17 protein-coding genes are annotated in these 17,483 nt (G+C 38.4%); 12 read left to right on the forward strand and 5 right to left on the reverse strand.

Annotated features, from left to right (window positions below):
- Nucleotides 1-2 precede the first annotated feature (2 nt).
- From QUE72_RS05660 to QUE72_RS05670, 3 genes are all read right to left on the reverse strand, one after another.
- Entirely contained in the window at nt 3-1,298 is a 1,296-nt protein-coding gene (locus QUE72_RS05660; protein WP_286272092.1) for an efflux RND transporter periplasmic adaptor subunit, read from the reverse strand.
- A gap of 55 nt (nt 1,299-1,353) precedes the next feature.
- The gene (locus QUE72_RS05665) at nt 1,354-2,571 is read right to left on the reverse strand and encodes a TolC family protein (protein ID WP_286272094.1); all 1,218 of its coding nucleotides are present in this window, start codon (nt 2,569-2,571) and stop codon (nt 1,354-1,356) included.
- A gap of 83 nt (nt 2,572-2,654) precedes the next feature.
- Nucleotides 2,655-3,005, reverse strand: a complete 351-nt coding sequence (locus tag QUE72_RS05670) for a hypothetical protein (protein ID WP_008128668.1) — start codon at nt 3,003-3,005, stop codon at nt 2,655-2,657.
- A 166-nt stretch (nt 3,006-3,171) separates the two neighbouring features.
- Between QUE72_RS05670 and QUE72_RS05675 the strand changes: the two genes are divergently transcribed.
- The 4 genes from QUE72_RS05675 (at nt 3,172) to QUE72_RS05690 (ending at nt 9,924) form a co-directional block, all read left to right on the forward strand.
- A complete protein-coding gene (locus QUE72_RS05675) occupies nt 3,172-4,071 on the forward strand; it encodes a cation transporter (protein ID WP_286272095.1) in 900 nt (299 codons plus the stop codon).
- A gap of 454 nt (nt 4,072-4,525) precedes the next feature.
- The gene (locus QUE72_RS05680) at nt 4,526-5,818 is read left to right on the forward strand and encodes a TolC family protein (RefSeq protein ID WP_008128677.1); all 1,293 of its coding nucleotides are present in this window, start codon (nt 4,526-4,528) and stop codon (nt 5,816-5,818) included.
- A gap of 70 nt (nt 5,819-5,888) precedes the next feature.
- Nucleotides 5,889-6,785, forward strand: a complete 897-nt coding sequence (locus QUE72_RS05685; RefSeq protein ID WP_058155246.1) for an efflux RND transporter periplasmic adaptor subunit — start codon at nt 5,889-5,891, stop codon at nt 6,783-6,785.
- A gap of 10 nt (nt 6,786-6,795) precedes the next feature.
- Nucleotides 6,796-9,924 carry an efflux RND transporter permease subunit gene (locus QUE72_RS05690; RefSeq protein ID WP_058405782.1) on the forward strand — a complete coding sequence of 1,043 codons (3,129 nt, stop codon included), beginning with the start codon at nt 6,796-6,798 and terminating at the stop codon, nt 9,922-9,924.
- Nucleotides 9,925-9,995: 71 nt separating this feature from the next.
- Here the strand turns inward: QUE72_RS05690 and QUE72_RS05695 are convergent, their stop codons facing one another.
- Both QUE72_RS05695 and QUE72_RS05700 read right to left on the reverse strand, forming a co-directional pair.
- Complete coding sequence (locus QUE72_RS05695; protein WP_286272103.1) at nt 9,996-10,901, reverse strand: cation diffusion facilitator family transporter; 906 nt, start codon at nt 10,899-10,901, stop codon at nt 9,996-9,998.
- The gene (locus QUE72_RS05700; RefSeq protein ID WP_058405784.1) at nt 10,888-11,619 is read right to left on the reverse strand and encodes a transglutaminase-like domain-containing protein; all 732 of its coding nucleotides are present in this window, start codon (nt 11,617-11,619) and stop codon (nt 10,888-10,890) included. Before QUE72_RS05700 ends, QUE72_RS05695 begins: the two co-directional genes overlap by 14 nt.
- Nucleotides 11,620-11,696: 77 nt before the next feature.
- Here QUE72_RS05700 and cadR point away from each other — a divergent pair, with 77 nt between their 5' ends.
- The 8 genes from cadR (at nt 11,697) to QUE72_RS05740 (ending at nt 17,469) form a co-directional block, all read left to right on the forward strand.
- Nucleotides 11,697-12,086 (forward strand): Cd(II)/Pb(II)-responsive transcriptional regulator, encoded by a 390-nt coding sequence (gene cadR / locus QUE72_RS05705; protein WP_008128687.1) that lies wholly within the window; start codon nt 11,697-11,699, stop codon nt 12,084-12,086.
- Between the two features lie 42 nt (nt 12,087-12,128).
- The gene (locus tag QUE72_RS05710; RefSeq protein ID WP_058405785.1) at nt 12,129-12,506 is read left to right on the forward strand and encodes a MerR family transcriptional regulator; all 378 of its coding nucleotides are present in this window, start codon (nt 12,129-12,131) and stop codon (nt 12,504-12,506) included.
- Nucleotides 12,507-12,567: 61 nt separating this feature from the next.
- Nucleotides 12,568-12,957: an organomercurial transporter MerC gene (gene merC, locus QUE72_RS05715; RefSeq protein ID WP_058405786.1), complete on the forward strand. Its 390-nt coding sequence runs from the start codon at nt 12,568-12,570 to the stop codon at nt 12,955-12,957.
- The gene (locus QUE72_RS05720) at nt 12,945-13,169 is read left to right on the forward strand and encodes a GDCCVxC domain-containing (seleno)protein (protein WP_082653641.1); all 225 of its coding nucleotides are present in this window, start codon (nt 12,945-12,947) and stop codon (nt 13,167-13,169) included. Before merC ends, QUE72_RS05720 begins: the two co-directional genes overlap by 13 nt.
- 133 nt (nt 13,170-13,302) lie before the next feature.
- Complete coding sequence (locus QUE72_RS05725; RefSeq protein ID WP_286272108.1) at nt 13,303-13,680, forward strand: hypothetical protein; 378 nt, start codon at nt 13,303-13,305, stop codon at nt 13,678-13,680.
- 107 nt (nt 13,681-13,787) lie between these two features.
- The gene (locus tag QUE72_RS05730) at nt 13,788-14,285 is read left to right on the forward strand and encodes a DUF411 domain-containing protein (RefSeq protein ID WP_036956660.1); all 498 of its coding nucleotides are present in this window, start codon (nt 13,788-13,790) and stop codon (nt 14,283-14,285) included.
- Nucleotides 14,285-15,712: a TolC family protein gene (locus QUE72_RS05735; protein WP_004589253.1), complete on the forward strand. Its 1,428-nt coding sequence runs from the start codon at nt 14,285-14,287 to the stop codon at nt 15,710-15,712. Before QUE72_RS05730 ends, QUE72_RS05735 begins: the two co-directional genes overlap by 1 nt.
- A complete protein-coding gene (locus QUE72_RS05740) occupies nt 15,712-17,469 on the forward strand; it encodes an efflux RND transporter periplasmic adaptor subunit (RefSeq protein WP_286272114.1) in 1,758 nt (585 codons plus the stop codon). Before QUE72_RS05735 ends, QUE72_RS05740 begins: the two co-directional genes overlap by 1 nt.
- The last annotated feature ends 14 nt before the right edge of the window (nt 17,470-17,483 follow it).

A 17,483-nucleotide genomic window follows, 5' to 3' on the forward strand; every position in this document is an offset into this window, starting at 1 on the left:
CCTTAGTGGTTGTGCGGATCAAATCCGCCTTTTGCAATTTCAGAAGCAACAAAGAAAGCGCCTTTGGTGACAATTCGTGTTCCACTTTCAACGCCGATTATTTCCCTAAAATCACCTAAGGCTCGCCCTAATTCAATTTCTACAGCTTTAAATTCTCCGGGGTGGTCTTCAACGAATATGGTCCAATCACCATCAGCACCGCGGACCAAGGCTTCTTCCGGCACAGCCATTACTTTCTCTTGGGTTGAAAATTGAAAATAGACTTTCACAAACATACCTGAATGTAGGTTGTCGTCTTTGTTTTCGACTGACAGACGAACTATCCTCGTTCTCGTTAACGGATCGATGGTGTGCGCTTCTTGAATGACTTTTGCGTTGTAACTTTGCCCTTCTAATTTGACTATACCCGGCGAGTTTTTGGACAAATCTAGCTTTTTATTAGGCGATACTTTTGCTTCTACCCATAGTTGCTTTTCGTCTGCTAGCAACATCACTGTATCACCAGCATTAACGCGTTGCCCTTGGATAAAATCATCTTGAAGCACTACGCCTTCACGCTGTGCTGTTAATGTATATTGCCCAAATGCTTTAATGTCTTTATTGGAAATACTCTGAATTGCTTTTTCAGTTAACCCTAAAGCAATGAGTTTTCCATAAGAAGCGTTGTAAGTTGTTTCAGCTTGTAACAATCGACTTTCACTCACCGCTTTGTTACCCAGCTTTTTCACTCGTTGCCATTCGGTTGAAGCGATTAAATAGTCAGCCTGTGCTTGTGCCATCGCCTCACTAAACAATGTGACTAACTTTTGGCCTATTTCTACGTGTTCTCCAAGAGCTGCGTGACGGCTAATAATGACCGACTCAGTACGAGGTGAAACCACGTAGCTTTTATAACCATTGGCTTTTATTTCGCCGGGTGCGTATATCGAACTGTATTGATATTCTGGAACAATGCTTTCCACTTTTATGTTAGCAAGTGACATCTTTTTCGGGCTAAGAGTTATACCTTCTTCATGCTCTTCCTCTTTACTTCCACCTCCATGTCCGTGCTCGTCATGGTCACCTTTATCTTCTTCATGTCCCTTTTCGTGCTCGTCATGGTCACCTTTATCTTCTTCATGTCCCTTTTCGTGATCGTCATGATCATCTTTATGTTCTTTTACATCTTGCTGTGAAATCTTTGCGGTAGAATCTGTAACACCTGACGATTGACCAAAAGCAATGTGACTCGTAGTAAGCCCAACTAAAAGGCTGCTCATTACTACGGCTAATAATTTTTTACTAAATATTGTATTCATTTTTATAACCTATATTTTATAAATTTGAGATTTCGCTTGTTTAAAATTGGAGCGGTTAAATCTCAAATTTGGATAACTGACCCATACTTGAAATGAAGGAAATCTCGGCAACTTTGAATTGCTTTTCCAATTGAATTCCTGTGTGAAGTCCTTCTGCCCGTTGATTTAAAGCAAATAAATAATCAGAAGTATTTATGTCACCTGCTTCCCAGCGTTTGTTTAGTAATTTTTCGCTGTTATTCAACCTGCCGTGGGTAAGTATTAACCACTGTTCGTAATATTTTTTACTAACCAAAAGTGATTCATAGTTAGCTTTTGCCTTAAAAGACTGCTTGCGAAAAACCGACTGAAATTTGGCTTCTGCGGCAATAGATTTTGAGTAGGCAAATTTAATAGTATCGGAGTAGTTATTCCTGATATTTAAAGGCATTGAAAATGTAAGTCCAACTGTACTTTCATTGCCACTTTCGCCTGCGCTAATCCCAATGGTGGGATTAGCTTTAGCTTCTATTGTGCTAAGTTGAGCCTTTGCTTGTTGCTCATGCCAATACGCTTTAGCAAGCTTTACTTTAGGGTGTTGTTTAACCCATTCTGTATTGAAGGAATAATTTGTTGTCTTAAACTCAAACTTCTGTCCTTTGGCTATATCAGGAGTCCAATCCGGCAGTAATTCTTGAACCTGAACTTCCGCATGCTTTAACGCAATTTGATATTCGGAAATTTCACTAAAGGCTTGTGCTAGGTTTAGATACACTAATTCAGCATCAATAGGGTCCAGTAGTCCCACTTTTTGCTTTTCATCAACAATGCTAACCAGAGTTCGCAGTTGTTCTTCTTTTTCAATTAACAATTTTGCTGCATCTTTGGCAGCCTGCCAATTAACAAGCGCGATTAGTGCTTCGGCTTTCTTTGATTCAAGTAAACCTAATAATTGCTGTTGATTCATGTAAAAAACAATTTCACCAATGTTTTTGTTGGATGACTGTTTATCCCATAAATCAATAGTTTGACTCAGACCAACTGAAAAGTTTTTAAAATCACCTTCCTTTTCATAACTAGCCTCAAACTCAGGGTTATAGATAGCTTTAGTCAAGCTTTTTGCCTGAAATTGACTAGCTTTGAGTAACTCTCTTGCCTCAATAATTTCAGGATCTTTATTTATTTGGTTTTCTAACCATGAAGTACTTTTTTCTTTGCCATAAGCATTAATTGAAAAGCTTATAGCAAGACACATAGACAGGCATACACCTGCATTTTTTAAATATATATACATAAAAGTTCTTAATTTTAAAATTAATAAACACGAACCCTTTATCCATTGTTAAAGAATAAATAGGTCATTAAAAATTAATCTAATTAAGAAATAGGTGGGCGATGTATCGCTTCTAGGAAGGCTTTTGTCTGGTCAAATTGATAAGGAGTTTTATTGATAATATTTAGCTTACCATCGACATTTGAATTACTGACTAAAATCCAAGATAAGTGGCTGCCACTGCAATGACCACAGTGATGACAATCCTTTACATCGTGCTGTTCATCATCTGTATTATCATTTAAAACATTTCGATCATCGTCATGATCATGTTGAGTTTGAAGGTGCTCTATATCTATCTGGTGATTCTCAGATGTTGCGGATACAACAGCAGTTAACGATTGCAAAACAATAGAAACGACTAATAGTATTTTTAGCACAACATTAAGGTTCAAAGTTATTACCTGTTAAATATAGTATTTAAAATACTAGCAGAAACTATTTACTTAAACTAGCCAATTTAGTTACTTCCCAATCTTTTCAAATTAAATAACTTTTTATTTGACTCTATAGCCACTATAGATTTTATACTTATTTTAATATTGTTTCGGAATGTTAAATATGTCAGAAAAATGTAGTGGTAAGTGTCAATCATCTCCTACCAACGAAGACGTAAAAATTGATACACAATTAGATAACTATAGTGGCGCGTTTGTCAGTACATATAAAGTGCCTCAAATGGACTGTCCTTCAGAAGAGAGATTGATCAGATTAGCACTTGACTCAATTCAGCCTTCAGTTGGATTGCAGTTTGATATTCCTAATCGCTTAGTCAAAGTTTTTCATGATGAAAATTTAGATGAGATAACAAAAAAGTTACAACAACTTAAACTCGGTGCAGAGTTAGAGTCAACTAAACAAAGTTGCAGTACAGAAGCTGCAAAAGCAAAAGACTTAGCCCAAAAAAATGAGATGAAAGAAGCATCAACCCTAAAATGGTTGTTAGCCATTAATGGAGTCATGTTTTTTATAGAAGTAATTGCTGGGATTATTGCACAGTCTGCTGGCCTAATTGCAGACTCATTAGATATGTTTGCTGATGCTGCTGTGTATGGTTTAGCTATTTATGCCGTAGGTAAAAGTATTAGCATGAAACTTAGAGCAGCACATATATCTGGTGTGCTTCAAGTTATTCTAGCGCTAGGTGCTTTGAGCGAAGTCGTAAGACGCTTTGTTTACGGTAGTGAACCGATCTCTTCTTTAATGATGATATTTGGTGGAATAGCACTAATCGCTAACGTTGCTTGTCTGTTTTTGATATTTGGCAACAAAGAAGACGGCGCTCATATGAAAGCGAGTTGGATTTTTTCAGCAAATGACGTTATCGCAAACGTTGGTGTAATTTTAGCTGGCTTATTAGTTACAGCAACAAGCAGTCGTTATCCAGATTTAGTGATTGGTTTGATAATTGCTCTTGTCGTTTTAAACGGTGCTCGCCGCATCTTACAGCTAAAGTCTTAAGTAGAAAGTAGTTAAAAGAATGCACCCGTCATATTTTAAACCATATATATCATACGTGATAATGATTTTAATCGCGGTGCAATCTGTGTTTTTTTCGCTAGAAGAGCTTGAAGTAAACTTAATTGAAAGTTCTTTTAATACATCACTAACTGAGTCTATTACCCCGCTAAAATCTCCAGAAACCTCCAATATATTTGAGGTGAGTAATAGCAACACTTCAATTGATAATTGTAATTTTTGTTGCTGTTGTCACTTATTTTTAAATGCAGATTATTCTTGTAACATTTTACAAACAATAGAATATTTCCTTACCTACGCCTTAGTTTCTCCTGAGCTAAAAGGCTATATCTCGGTGCCATTCCGCCCACCTAAATACGCCTAAATTTTATAGAAAATTATGAAAGGTCAAATGTTAATGACCGAAAAAAACATATAAATTTATAGGAAAGTATACATGGCACTTAATACCTGTGTGCATCGCAAGATAGCAATTTTGAGGTGTGTAACACCTCGGCTTAAATATATCGCGTTTCTCGCGTTGTCACTTTTTACATTTAATGTTTATGCCTTTGAAAAGCAGTTAAATCTTCAAGAGGCAATTCAGTGGACGCTTAAACAAAATCCTGAACTCAAAATATTTGATTTCAAACAAACCGCATTAACAGGACAAGAACAAACAGCAAGTTTAAATCCTGCTTATGAACTAGAAGTTGAAGCTGAGAACTTTGCAGGCTCAGGTGAATTTAATGCATTCGACAGTGCTGAATTAACAGTCGCTCTATCTTCGGTTATCGAAATGGGAGATAAACGCTCAGCGCGGATTGGACTTGTTTCAAAATCAAGAGCACTACTCAATGCTGAGAAAGAAGTCTCTGCGCTTAATTTAATGGCTCAAGTCACTGAGAAGTACGTGGAAGTACTTGCAGCCCAACAAAGAGTTATATTGGCAGAAAATGCTTTGAGCTTAGCACAAGAAACGTTAGAGATTGTATCTCAGCGTAACCGCGCAGGTGCTACTCCTGAGGCTGAAGTGAAACGCTCAAAAGCAGTTATTGCTCAGGCTAACCTCACCCTTCAATCTGAACAAAAGCGCTTGGAATATCTAAAGCTTTCTTTATCAGCTTACTGGGGAGAAACATCAGTGTCATTCTCTAGAGTAACTGGAGATCTGTTTCAGTTTGGCAATGATAGTGATTTTAGTAGTCTCTTTGCGAAATTAGAGAAAAACCCTGCTATTCAAGTTTATGCAAGTGAGCAGCGACTAAAAGAGGCCGAATTACAGTTGGCTAAAACAGAGTCAACGGCCAATATCAAATGGTCTGTTGGTGTTAGGCGCTCTCAAGAAGTCAATGATACGGTACTGGTCGCTGGCTTTAGCTTACCTTTGTTTGCTGAAAAGCGAAATTCTGGTGCAATCGCTAGTGCGCTAGCAGAGCGTGACCAAGTTGCCATAGAGAAAGAGGCGACTAAGTTGAGGTTTAGAAATCACTTACTACGAGCATACTCCAATAGAAAACAAGCCATATTAACAGCTAATTCATTAAAGCAGTCGGTTATCCCAATGCTTGAAGATGCACTGGAAGATACTCAAGACGCCTATCAAAAAGGTCGATATGGATATCTTGATTATGTATCGGCTAGACAAGAGCTGTTAAATGCTCGGCGAACCCTCATTGATGCGGCATCTGCTGCCCTAATTTATGGCGCAGAGATAGAAAAACTAACAAACGAAGCGCTGTCACTCTAAATAAACATCACTTTAAGTTTAATAACAATTTATTGATTCAGTTATTAACTGAATCGTTTAGGAATTCAAAATGAAAAACTATTTACTCGCACTATTGATTTTTATTGGGTATCTATCACCCATTCAAAGTGTTTTCGCTAGTGAAGATGAACATGAAGGCGAAGAAGGCATAAGCAAAATCGACAATAACATGGCAAAAAAGGTTGGTGTTGAAACAGCCTATTTAGCTTCAAAAACGTTGAACCAAACTATCCCTGTATACGGCTCTACGACGATAGGCGCTGAACAATTATTTCAAGTTGGCGCTAGATATAACGGCGTTATAAAGACAATAAACTCCACTGTTGGTGATACGGTAAAAAAAGGCGATCTATTAGCCGTTATTGAATCTAATGAGAGCTTAAATACTTATAAAATAACATCGCCTGTTTCTGGGACTGTTTTACAGCGAAATGGAAATATTGGCGGTATCACGCAAAACACTAGCTTGTTTGAAATCGTCAATTTTGACACCTTGTGGGCTGAATTTAAGGTGTTTACCAGCCAATATAATCAAATTAAAGTCGGTCAACCTGTTGATATTGAGCATGGTGAACAGGCATTCAACTCAACCATCACCAATATAATTCCAGCTAAAGATCAGTCTTATGTTTTAGCACGTGTACGTTTAAACAACACTGAGTTAAAGCTAACGTCAGGTCAATTATTAAAAGGCAACGTCAAAATAAATCAATTCAAGGTGGATTTAGCCGTTGAGAAAGTTGCTATCCAAGAACTGGGGGGACAATTAGGTGTATTTGTTAAAGAAGATGAAGAGTACGAATTTGCACCGCTTGTATTAGGACGTTCAGATAAGAACTATATCGAGGTTATTGGTGGCCTCAGTAAAGACACTGAATATGTAAACAAAAACAGTTATCTGATAAAAGCAGATATATTGAAATCTGAAGTAGAAGACGACGATTAGGAGACGCAATATGATTGAATCAATTTTGCGTCTTGCAATAAATAGGCGCTACTTAGTATTAAGCTTGCTGATGGTAATCATCGGCGTTGGTATGTGGAGTTATCAAAAACTTCCCATTGATGCTGTTCCAGATATAACAAACGTGCAGGTACAAATAAACACTTCTGCCCCCGGTTATTCACCTTTGGAAGCGGAACAAAGGGTGACCTTTCCTGTAGAAACAGCCTTAGCCGGATTGCCAAAGCTGTCTCACACCCGCTCCCTGTCAAGATATGGATTATCTCAAGTAACCGTTATCTTTGAAGAGGGAACCGATATTTATTTTGCTCGCAACTTAATCAATGCAAGATTAGCTGCGATAAAAGGCGTTATTCCCTCTGGCTTAGAGCCAGAAATGGGTCCTATTTCGACAGGGCTTGGCGAAATATTTATGTATACCGTACAAGCTTCTCCTGACGCTAAAATGCCTAATGGAGAGCCTTATACCGCTATTGCCTTAAGAGAAATACAAGACTGGATCATTAAACCGCAATTGGCTCAAGTTAAAGGCGTCATTGAGGTCAACAGTATCGGCGGCTACAACAAGCAATATCACATAACGCCTAAACCCGAAAAATTACTTTTTCATCAGGTAACCTTTGAAGAAATATCTGATGCATTACGTAAAAACAATGACAACCGTGGCGCAGGTTATATCGAACAAAACGGACAGCAAGTGTTAGTGCGCTCCATTGGGCAACTTGAGACAATAGATGAGATCCTCAATGTCATCATCAAAAAGAACAATGGTATTCCTGTAAAAATAAGTGATGTTGCCAATGTTGCTATTGGCAAAGAACTTAGAACAGGGGCTGCTACTCGTAATGGCATTGAGACAGTGCTTGGTACAACCATGATGCTGATTGGTGAGAATTCTCGCACCGTTGCCTTAGCAGTTGAACAGAAGCTCAGCGAAATACAAAAATCTCTGCCAAAGGGCATTACCGCTGAGCCTGTTTACGACAGAACAACATTAGTAGATAAAGCGATTGCAACCGTTACCAAAAACCTCGTTGAAGGTGCGCTTTTAGTTATTGTTGTGTTATTTATTCTACTTGGAAATTTACGTGCAGCTCTCATTACCGCTGCTGTTATCCCTATTTCCATGTTAATGACAATCACAGGTATGGTGCAAGCAGGAGTATCTGCCAATTTAATGAGTCTCGGCGCATTGGACTTTGGCTTGATAGTGGACGGGGCTGTAATCATCGTTGAAAACTCTGTCCGTAGGTTAGCACAGGCCCAACACAACGGTCATAGGCAAGACTTAAGAGAACGCCTAAATACCGTTTTTGAAGCCACTTCAGAAGTGATACGTCCAAGCTTGTTTGGTGTGGCAATTATCACTGTTGTTTACATCCCCATTTTCACGCTAACTGGCGTTGAAGGGAAAATGTTCCACCCTATGGCGGCAACTGTCGTTATGGCGTTAATTTCCGCAATGATCCTTTCAGTTACACTGGTTCCTGCTGCTGTAGCTGTGTTTATGAAAGGTAAAATCAGCGAAAAAGAAAGTGTAGTTATTCGTTCAACCAAGTCTATTTATGAACCATTGTTAAAAATGGCGATGAAATTTCGTTGGATTATTGTTTCATTCTCAACGCTGTTAATGGGGTATAGCCTTTGGTTAGCAACTACGCTTGGGACAGAATTTGTTCCTCAATTAAATGAAGGTGATATTGCACTACAGGCATTAAGAATTCCATCGACTGGCCTAGAGCAATCAGTAGAAATGCAAGAAGTACTTGAGCAACGTATTAAAGCGTTTCCTGAAGTTGATAAAGTATTCTCGCGCATCGGCACACCAGAAGTAGCAACTGATCCAATGCCACCGAGTATTGCTGATATCTTTGTTATTTTAAAACCACGTAAAGATTGGGCCGAACCTTCAAAGCCAAAGAGTGAATTAGTTGAAGAAATGGAAGAGGTACTGAAAAACATTCCGGGCAACAACTATGAATTCACTCAGCCTATTCAAATGCGTTTCAATGAATTGATTTCTGGCGTTAGAGCTGATGTGGGCATCAAAGTATTTGGCGATGATTTGGATCGGTTATTACTTACCGCAAAAGATATTCTAAATATTGTGAAAACCGTAGATGGTGCAGCAGATGCCAGAATGGAACAAGTCACAGGTGTTCCATCTTTATCGGTAATCCCTAAACGCGAAGCACTTGGTAGGTATGGATTGAACGTTACCGAATTGCAAGACTGGGTTGCCACTGCAATAGGGGGGGAATCTGCGGGGATCATTTATGAAGGAGACAGACGATTTGAGTTAGTTGTTCGTCTACCGGAGCAAACTAGAACGGATATTGATGGTTTGAAATTTCTGCCGCTTCCACTTGAGAATGGTAACTATGTGCCACTTGAAGAAGTTGCAGAGCTTAAATCTGAGTCTTTACCTGCTCAAATTAGCCGTGAGAGCGGTAAAAGAAGAGTTGTGGTTACCGTCAATGTTCGTGGTAGAGATTTAGGCGGTTTTGTCAAAGAAGTGAAAGCTAAAATTAATCAGGAAGGAGAAATTCCAGCAGGATACTGGCTTGATTATGGCGGAACCTTTGAACAGCTAGAGTCAGCGAGTAAAAGATTAAGCTTAGTTGTGCCGATCACACTAATTGTTATCTTAGGTATTTTGGTTATTGCATTTGGTTCATTAAAAGATGCATTGATCATTTTCAGTGGTGTACCGTTAGCATTAACTGGGGGCGTAATTTCTCTTTATTTAAGAGACATGCCTTTATCTATTTCGGCAGGTGTCGGCTTCATAGCATTGTCAGGTGTTGCCGTATTAAATGGCTTGGTTATGTTGGCTTTTATTCGAGATCTTTGGCATGAAAAAGGCGACCTTTACGTAGCGATCATTGAAGGTGCCATCATTCGTTTAAGACCTATTTTAATGACGGCACTGGTCGCAAGTTTAGGTTTTATTCCAATGGCGTTAAACACTGGAATTGGTGCAGAAGTGCAACGACCACTAGCAACAGTTGTTATCGGCGGTATTATATCTTCTACAATTTTAACTTTGTTTGTATTGCCTATTTTATATCAATGGGCGCATGGCGCTGAGAGCAGTAAACAGCAATCTGACGAAATTTAAAAACAAAAAAGCAGCTTAATTTATGTTTAAGCTGCTTTTATATTTAATCTTTTTATTTTAATTTTTAAAGTTTAATTCGCATCATCTCGGCAAGTCTCTTTAGGAAACTCAAATTCAATGGTTGTATGAGACAAGCGATAGGCAGAAAGTCTCTTAGCCACTTGTTCCTTAAGTTTAATTAATTCATCAACGTCAATTTTTTCGACTAATTCTATGTGAGCGGTTAATACGTGACTTTCGCCATCTAACGACCAAAAATGCAGATGATGTACGCCATTAACTTCTGGAAGGTTAGTTAGCGACTCTTTTATACTTTCTTGAGTTTCTTCATCTGGCGCGGCCTGAAGAAACAAGACAATTGTTGATTTCAGATTTTTAAAAACATTGAACAAGATAAACAATGTGAAGCCAATAGATAGTAACGGATCTAAAATGGGCAAATCTACAAATAACAGCACAATAGATACAATAAGCACAGCAACCCAGCCAAGTACGTCTTCAAGCAAGTGCCATGTAAGTACTTTTTCATTTAAGGTTTCTCCAGCTTTTAATTTTAATACAGCATATCCGTTAACGGCAACGCCGAGTATCGCTAGCCCTAACATCCCCTCGACAACAGGCATTTCAGGATTGGACAGCCTTGGAATTGCTTCAAATAAAATCCAAATTGAGCCAATGATTAAAACAATACTGTTTATCAATGCGCCAAAGAGTGTAAGTCTACGATAACCATAACTAAACTTATCTGATGCTTCTTTATCTGAAAAACGACTTAAAATCCACGCAAAACCTATTGAAAGACTATCACCAAGATCGTGAACTGCATCTGCCATTATCGCCGTACTGTTAGTGAGCCAACCACCTATAAATTCTATAATAGTGAATGTCACATTAAGGAAAAATGCCCAACCAATACGGTCATCTTTACCATGTTGATGACTATGACTATGATTATGACTATGATTATGGTTGTGCATTTTGCACCTCCAGTACTGTCGTCTTTCTAATGTTGGCGACATTGAAGTTGATCAGGTGACGGATCACTCGTTGATACATCCAACGTTTAACGCCTGACAAATTAGTGCCTTTTTCTTGGTAGAACTTATCAGGAGAGTCATAAAGTCCGAAATCATCATGAATACCTTCTTTTTGAATATAGGTATCAGTTCCGCGCCAATTTATATCTGGAGTAGAGAAGCATTTTGTCGCAACACCATAACCACAAAAGTTATCTTTTTCTTCGCTAAATTTCTGTTGTAACGAAGTGAGATATTGCTCATCCAAGATAAAGCCTTCTAAGTTGATCCAACGTCCATCAAAGTAAACCTCTACCCAACTGTGGATAATGTATTTCGGCGCTAACCAAAAGACATACGTTGGAATAGCACCTTTTTGCAATTGCTGAGCAATGGTGAACCCGTGAAATCGGCATTGAATACCTAACCCTCGTAACAAGGCCATCAGTAAGTTACCTTTGGTATTACATTGTCCGTAACCATCCGCTAAAACATTGCTTGCAGAAATGTCATCGCTTTCATTGTAGCCAAATAATATTTCATCTTTAACAAATTGGTAGGCCGCACCAATTTTGTTGAAATCATCCAAGCTTTTCCACCTTCGTTGATTTATGAGGGATTGGATATTTTTGTGTTCAAAATTGACTATGCTGGTCTTGGTTAGATACTTATCACACATTTTTACCCCTTATTAACTTGTATGCTTTAACTATAAAAACTATAGTAACTATAGGGTCAAGTTTATTGGAAAGGTTTATGAAAATTGGCGAATTATCGAAAACATCAGGCTGTTCAATACAAACAATTAGGTATTATGAAAGAGAAGGGTTGCTTTCAGATCCTGAGCGCTCTGAGGGTAACTTTAGGTTGTATTCCAATAAGGCGTTAAAAGAGCTGGAATTCGTTAAGCATTGTCGCAGCCTCGATATATCTCTTGATGATATCAAACGTCTTATTGAATTAAAGAATAAGCCAGAAGAAAGCTGCTCTAGTGTGAATGAATTGATTAAGCAGCAATTAAATTTAGTCAACAAACGCATGAAAGAATTAAAGGCCTTAAAAAATGAATTACAACATATGGCAAGTACATGCAATTCTGATAATACCATTGAAGGATGCGGTATTATTAAGTCGTTGGATAGTTAATCTAAATTCTGCTTTGAGCTATTCTTAGTCGCAAAGGCAATTATGAAAACCATTGGTAAATTAGCACAATCATTAAATTTAAACGTAGAAACCATTCGTTTTTATGAGCGAGAAGGACTTATTACACAACCTACAAAACCAATATCAGGTTATAGACAATATGACGAAACAATAGCAGGACAACTTAGGTTCATCACAAAAGCCAAAATGCTCGGCTTTACGTTAAAAGAAATTAAATCGCTAATGTCTATGGACAACGACTGCGCTCAAGTTGAGTTATTAAGCCGACAAAAGTTAGCAATCATTCGAGAAAAAATTAGCGACCTTCAACGTTTAGAGAAAGTAATTGTGGATATGACAAATACCTGTATACAAAACGATGATCCAACATATTGCCCTATTATTGATTCATTAAAATGATTGACTCCGTACTCATGTACGGAGTTTAAAGTGCTGGTAATATCAACCAATAGACTTTCAAATGATAAATAAAATTTTAGATAAAGTTGGCTCAGGCGGGGTTTGGCTTGCAGCACTTAGTTGTACAGGGTGTTTCCCTGCACTTGGTTCATTAGCATCAGCGTTGGGGTTAGGTTTTCTTTCTCATTTTGAGGGGATTGCTGTAAATACCTTGTTACCTATATTTGCAACTCTGGCGCTACTAGTAAACTTATACAACTGGCACAAAAATAAAAGCCATACCAGAGCTGCCTTCAGCATTCTTGGGCCTGTAGCAGTGCTATTAACGCTTTATCCTCTTTGGCAATATGATTGGAGCACATACCTATTTTACTTTGGTATTTGCTTAATGGTCGTTATGTCGGTTTTGGATATCGTAAAACCAGTAAGGGAGCAAACATGCAACGTATAGAGCTAAAGTCGACTATTACATGTCCAGAATGTGGGTATAGTAAAATTGAAGAAATGCCGACAAACGCTTGTCAGTGGTATTATGAATGTGAATCGTGCAAAGTTTTGTTAAAACCATTAAAGGGTGACTGCTGTGTTTACTGTTCATATGGAACAGTAAAGTGTCCACCAATTCAGGAAGGACATAATTGTTGCTCTCATACTGGTGATTAATTAGTTATTTTTTCTCGACTATATTCACTAGTCTCCTGTATTAATCAAAATTTTTAAAAGCACCACGGTTTATCATTTACTTAGATATGACTTTAATTTAGTATTGTGATGGTATTTTTCTTAAGAGAACTTTATGTTTAAACCACTTTCAAAAGTCTTAGTTGTTGTAGCTATGCTGGTTGCCTTTGTAGGGCAAGCATTTGCGTATTCTGCTATGCCTTGCGAAATGTCATTAGGTTCTCATGAATCACACATGAACATGGAACATTCCAAGATGAGTCATCATGAAGGAATGGAGCATGGTGATATGAATAAAAGCAGTAACGGTCAATCAGAAGATTGTTGTGGTGTTTGTGTTTGTCCTACAAATGCTTGCTCATCTACGACAGTCCTAAATTCCAGTATTGATTCGACAGATATTCAAATATTCAGTGAATCTGTAGCTGCTCTGCAATCTAAACAACCTCATTCAATTTCCACTTCCCTTTATCGTCCACCAATTTTTGCCTAATACAGGATTAGTGCGTCCAAATTTCTCGCACATGTAATTAATTTTTCTGTTAGTCAATATAGCGTCGTAGCGCTATAGATATTTTCCAGCGATGTCTGGGGGCAAAAATGATCAATAAGTATTTAAAAATAGCAGTAGTAATGCTGCTTTCACCTGCGTTTGCAAACGCCAACGAACATAACCATGCAGACAATCACGACGTAACACCTTTGGAGTTAATCGTTTATAAAACCCCTACTTGTGGGTGTTGTAAAAAATGGATAACTCATATTGAAGACAAAGGGATCGTTGCGCATTCCAAAGATTTCCGAAACATCGGCAACATCAAAACTAAGTATGGTATCAAACCTAATTACCGTTCATGCCACACGGCAGTGAGTAGAAATGGATTTGCCTTTGAAGGTCATATACCTGCTAAATTTATTCAGCAGTTCTTATCAGAAGAACATCCCAATGCGATTGGGCTTTCAGTTCCAGCAATGCCAGTTGGCTCTCCCGGTATGGAAGTCGATGACCGCTTTATGCCATACAACGTGTTAATTCTATTTAAAGATGGAACGAGCAAAGTCTATGCAAAAGTTAAGACATACGAGGAGCAATTCTAATGAAATTGAACTCTTCAAACCTTACTTCACTTTCAACTGCATTAATACTCGGCTTATCTGTATTCTCAGCTCAAGCTGAGAAAGTAGTGTCGCTTGAACAAGCTATCACCTTAGCTCAGCAAAATGATCCTTGGCTTCATGGTAGCCGATTGAAACAAAGTGCAGTTGAAAATAGAAGTATTGCTTCAGGTACTTTGCCTGATCCGAAAGTATCGCTAGGGATAATGAATTTACCAACAGATACTTGGGATTTAGATCAGGAAGGAATGACTCAGCTAAAGGTTGGCGTCTCTCAAATGTTTCCGAGAGGCGACAGTCTAGAGATCAAGAAAGACCAGTTACAAATTGAGTCCACGAAATTTCCACTGTTACGAGAGGATCGTAAAGCTAAGTTGAAAAGCCAAGTGTCACAACTTTGGTTAGATGCTTACTTAGCCCAACAAACTATTAAATTGATTGAAGATGATTGGTCTCTCTTTGAGCAGATGGCGGAAGTGGCTAAAGCTAGCTATTCAAACGTTGTTGGTAAAACTAGACAGCAAGATGTTATTCGTGCTCAGTTGGAAATCGTGCAGTTAGATGACAGATTAACTTCGCAAAAGCAGAAACTAGAAACGACAATCGCTCGTCTCAATGAGTGGCTTCATATTTACGATGCGGATCGTTTGAATGAATCATTCAACTTTGACGCGCAACCATTAGAGTTTAGCGTCTCAAAAGAATTGCCTTCGATTCAATTGAATAATCCAACAGTCCTAAAAGCATCTAATTACTCAAGAAATCTATTGGCTCAGGAGCTTTCGAATCACCCAGCCATACTTGCGATTGATATAAAACGCAAAGCTTCAGAAAAAGGAATTGAGTTAGCCAAACAGCAATATGAGCCGCAATGGGGTGTTAATGCTAGTTATGCCTATCGCGACAATATGCCCTCTGGTGATAGCCGAGCTGATTTATTTTCTGTTGGGGTAACGTTTGATTTACCCTTGTTTACCGAGAACAGACAAGATAAGCAAGTTGCAGCTTCTATTGCAGATTCAGAGACTATTAAAACCGAGAAACTATTACTGACAAAGCAAATGATCAGTGTTTTAGAAAAAGAACTAAGACAGCTTAAACGCTTATCAGATAGACAATCTATCTATCAAGAACAACTCCTTAAACAAACTCATGACCAAGCAGAAGCGTCATTGACAGCCTACACAAATGATGATGGCGATTTTGCCGAAGTTGTTCGAGCAAGAATTGCCGAATTAAATACCAGAATATCAGCTTTAAGAATTGATGTTGACGCACTTAAAACAGTTGCTCGTATCAACTATTTCTTTGCGCATTCTCAATCTAACTCAAATGCTGAACATAAGTCGATGCAAACTTCACACAAAACTAATCAGCACTTATCCAGTCAGCAATTTGGAGAAAAATAATGTCAACGAATACAAAAACAATTATTGCCATCATCATTGGGGCAGCACTTGGTGCTGGAGCATTGAGTTTATATCAAGGTACTGGCTCAAACAGTAATAGTAATGAAGCAACATCAGGAGAAAAAAAGCCTCTGTATTGGGTTGCACCGATGGATTCTAATTACCGCCGGGACAAGCCCGGTAAGTCGCCTATGGGGATGGATTTAATTCCAGTGTATGAGGAAGGATCATCTGGTGATGACTTTGGCCCCGGAGCAGTAAAAATTGCGCCTCATGTAGTGAATAACCTTGGGGTTCGCACTGCACCTGTTGAACTGAAAAATATGCATACTGAAATCTCAACGGTAGGTTATGTTCAATATGATGAAGATAAGCTAATTCATATCCACCCACGGGTTGATGGCTGGATTGAAAAACTTTACATCAAAGCAGCAGGTAACCCTGTAGAGAAAGGGCAGCCTCTTTATACACTATATTCTCCTCAGTTAGTTAATGCTCAGGAAGAGCTGTTAATAGCGTTAAAGCGCGATAATAGTTCCTTAATTTCAGCAGCCAAAGATCGCCTTAAAGCGTTACAGCTTTCTTCAGATTTCATTCAAAAGTTAGAAAAGACAAGAAAGGTTCAGCAAACAATTACCTTTTATTCACCACAAGCAGGTGTTGTCGATGGTTTGAAGGTTAGAGAAGGTTTTTATGTAAAGCCGGGAAACACCTTATTAAGCATTGGCCAGCTAGATCAAGTTTGGGTTGAAGCAGAAGTGTTTGAACGTGACGCAGCCTTAATTAAAAAAGGACTTCCTGTATCAATGACACTGGATTATTTACCCGGTGAGGACTGGGCTGGTGTCGTTGATTATGTTTATCCAACATTGAACAGTAAAACACGCACACTCCGAGTGAGATTGAAATTTGATAACACAGACTATCAATTAAAACCAAATATGTTTGCACAAGTCTCTATTCACGCTAATCAAGCTGATAGCACCATCCTCGTGCCTAAAGAAGCCGTTATTAGAACAGGTAAACAGGACAGAGTAGTACTTGCGTTAGGTGATGGGCAATTTAAATCTATTGAAGTGACTATTGGCCGGGTTGATATCGACAGCATCGAAATATTAGACGGCTTAAATGAAGATGACGTTGTGGTGACATCTGCCCAATTCTTGATTGATTCTGAATCAAGTAAAAGCTCTGACTTTAAACGAATGACTCATGATGAAGTGCCTAACTCTGTTTGGATGCAAGGGGATGTTAATAGTGTTATGGCAGGGCACCGCATGGTTAATATTTCACATGGCCCTGCTGAAGCTTGGGATTGGCCTGAAATGGTTATGGATTTTACTGTGGCTGAAAAAGTCGATATTGACTCATTAAAGTCAGGTCAATCTCTGCACTTTGAAGTAAGTAAAACCGAAGGCGGTGGATATGAAATTACTGGAATTCATATCATGAGTGAGTCTGGTGATATGAGTGAAGAAGTATCTTTTGCAACAGTATCAGGTCTAATTAATTCTATTAATGTTGATACGCGTGTTCTAAATATTAGCAGAGGCCCAATAGAGAAATGGGATAGACCTGCTGCGACGATGGATTTTATCGTCGCGGACAATATAGAAATGGTTGATTTCAATGTCGGTGATAATGTCACTTTCACTTTTGAGGTTAGAGATGACTTAGTTATCACTGACATTTCTCTTGAATCAGATGAACAACACGGCAAGGAAAATAAAGCTGCTGTTGATCATTCTAATCATTAAGTGGGAGAAAAATA

This window comes from Thalassotalea hakodatensis, assembly GCF_030295995.1.
In the GTDB taxonomy this organism is placed as follows: Bacteria; Pseudomonadota; Gammaproteobacteria; order Enterobacterales; family Alteromonadaceae; genus Thalassotalea_C; species Thalassotalea_C hakodatensis.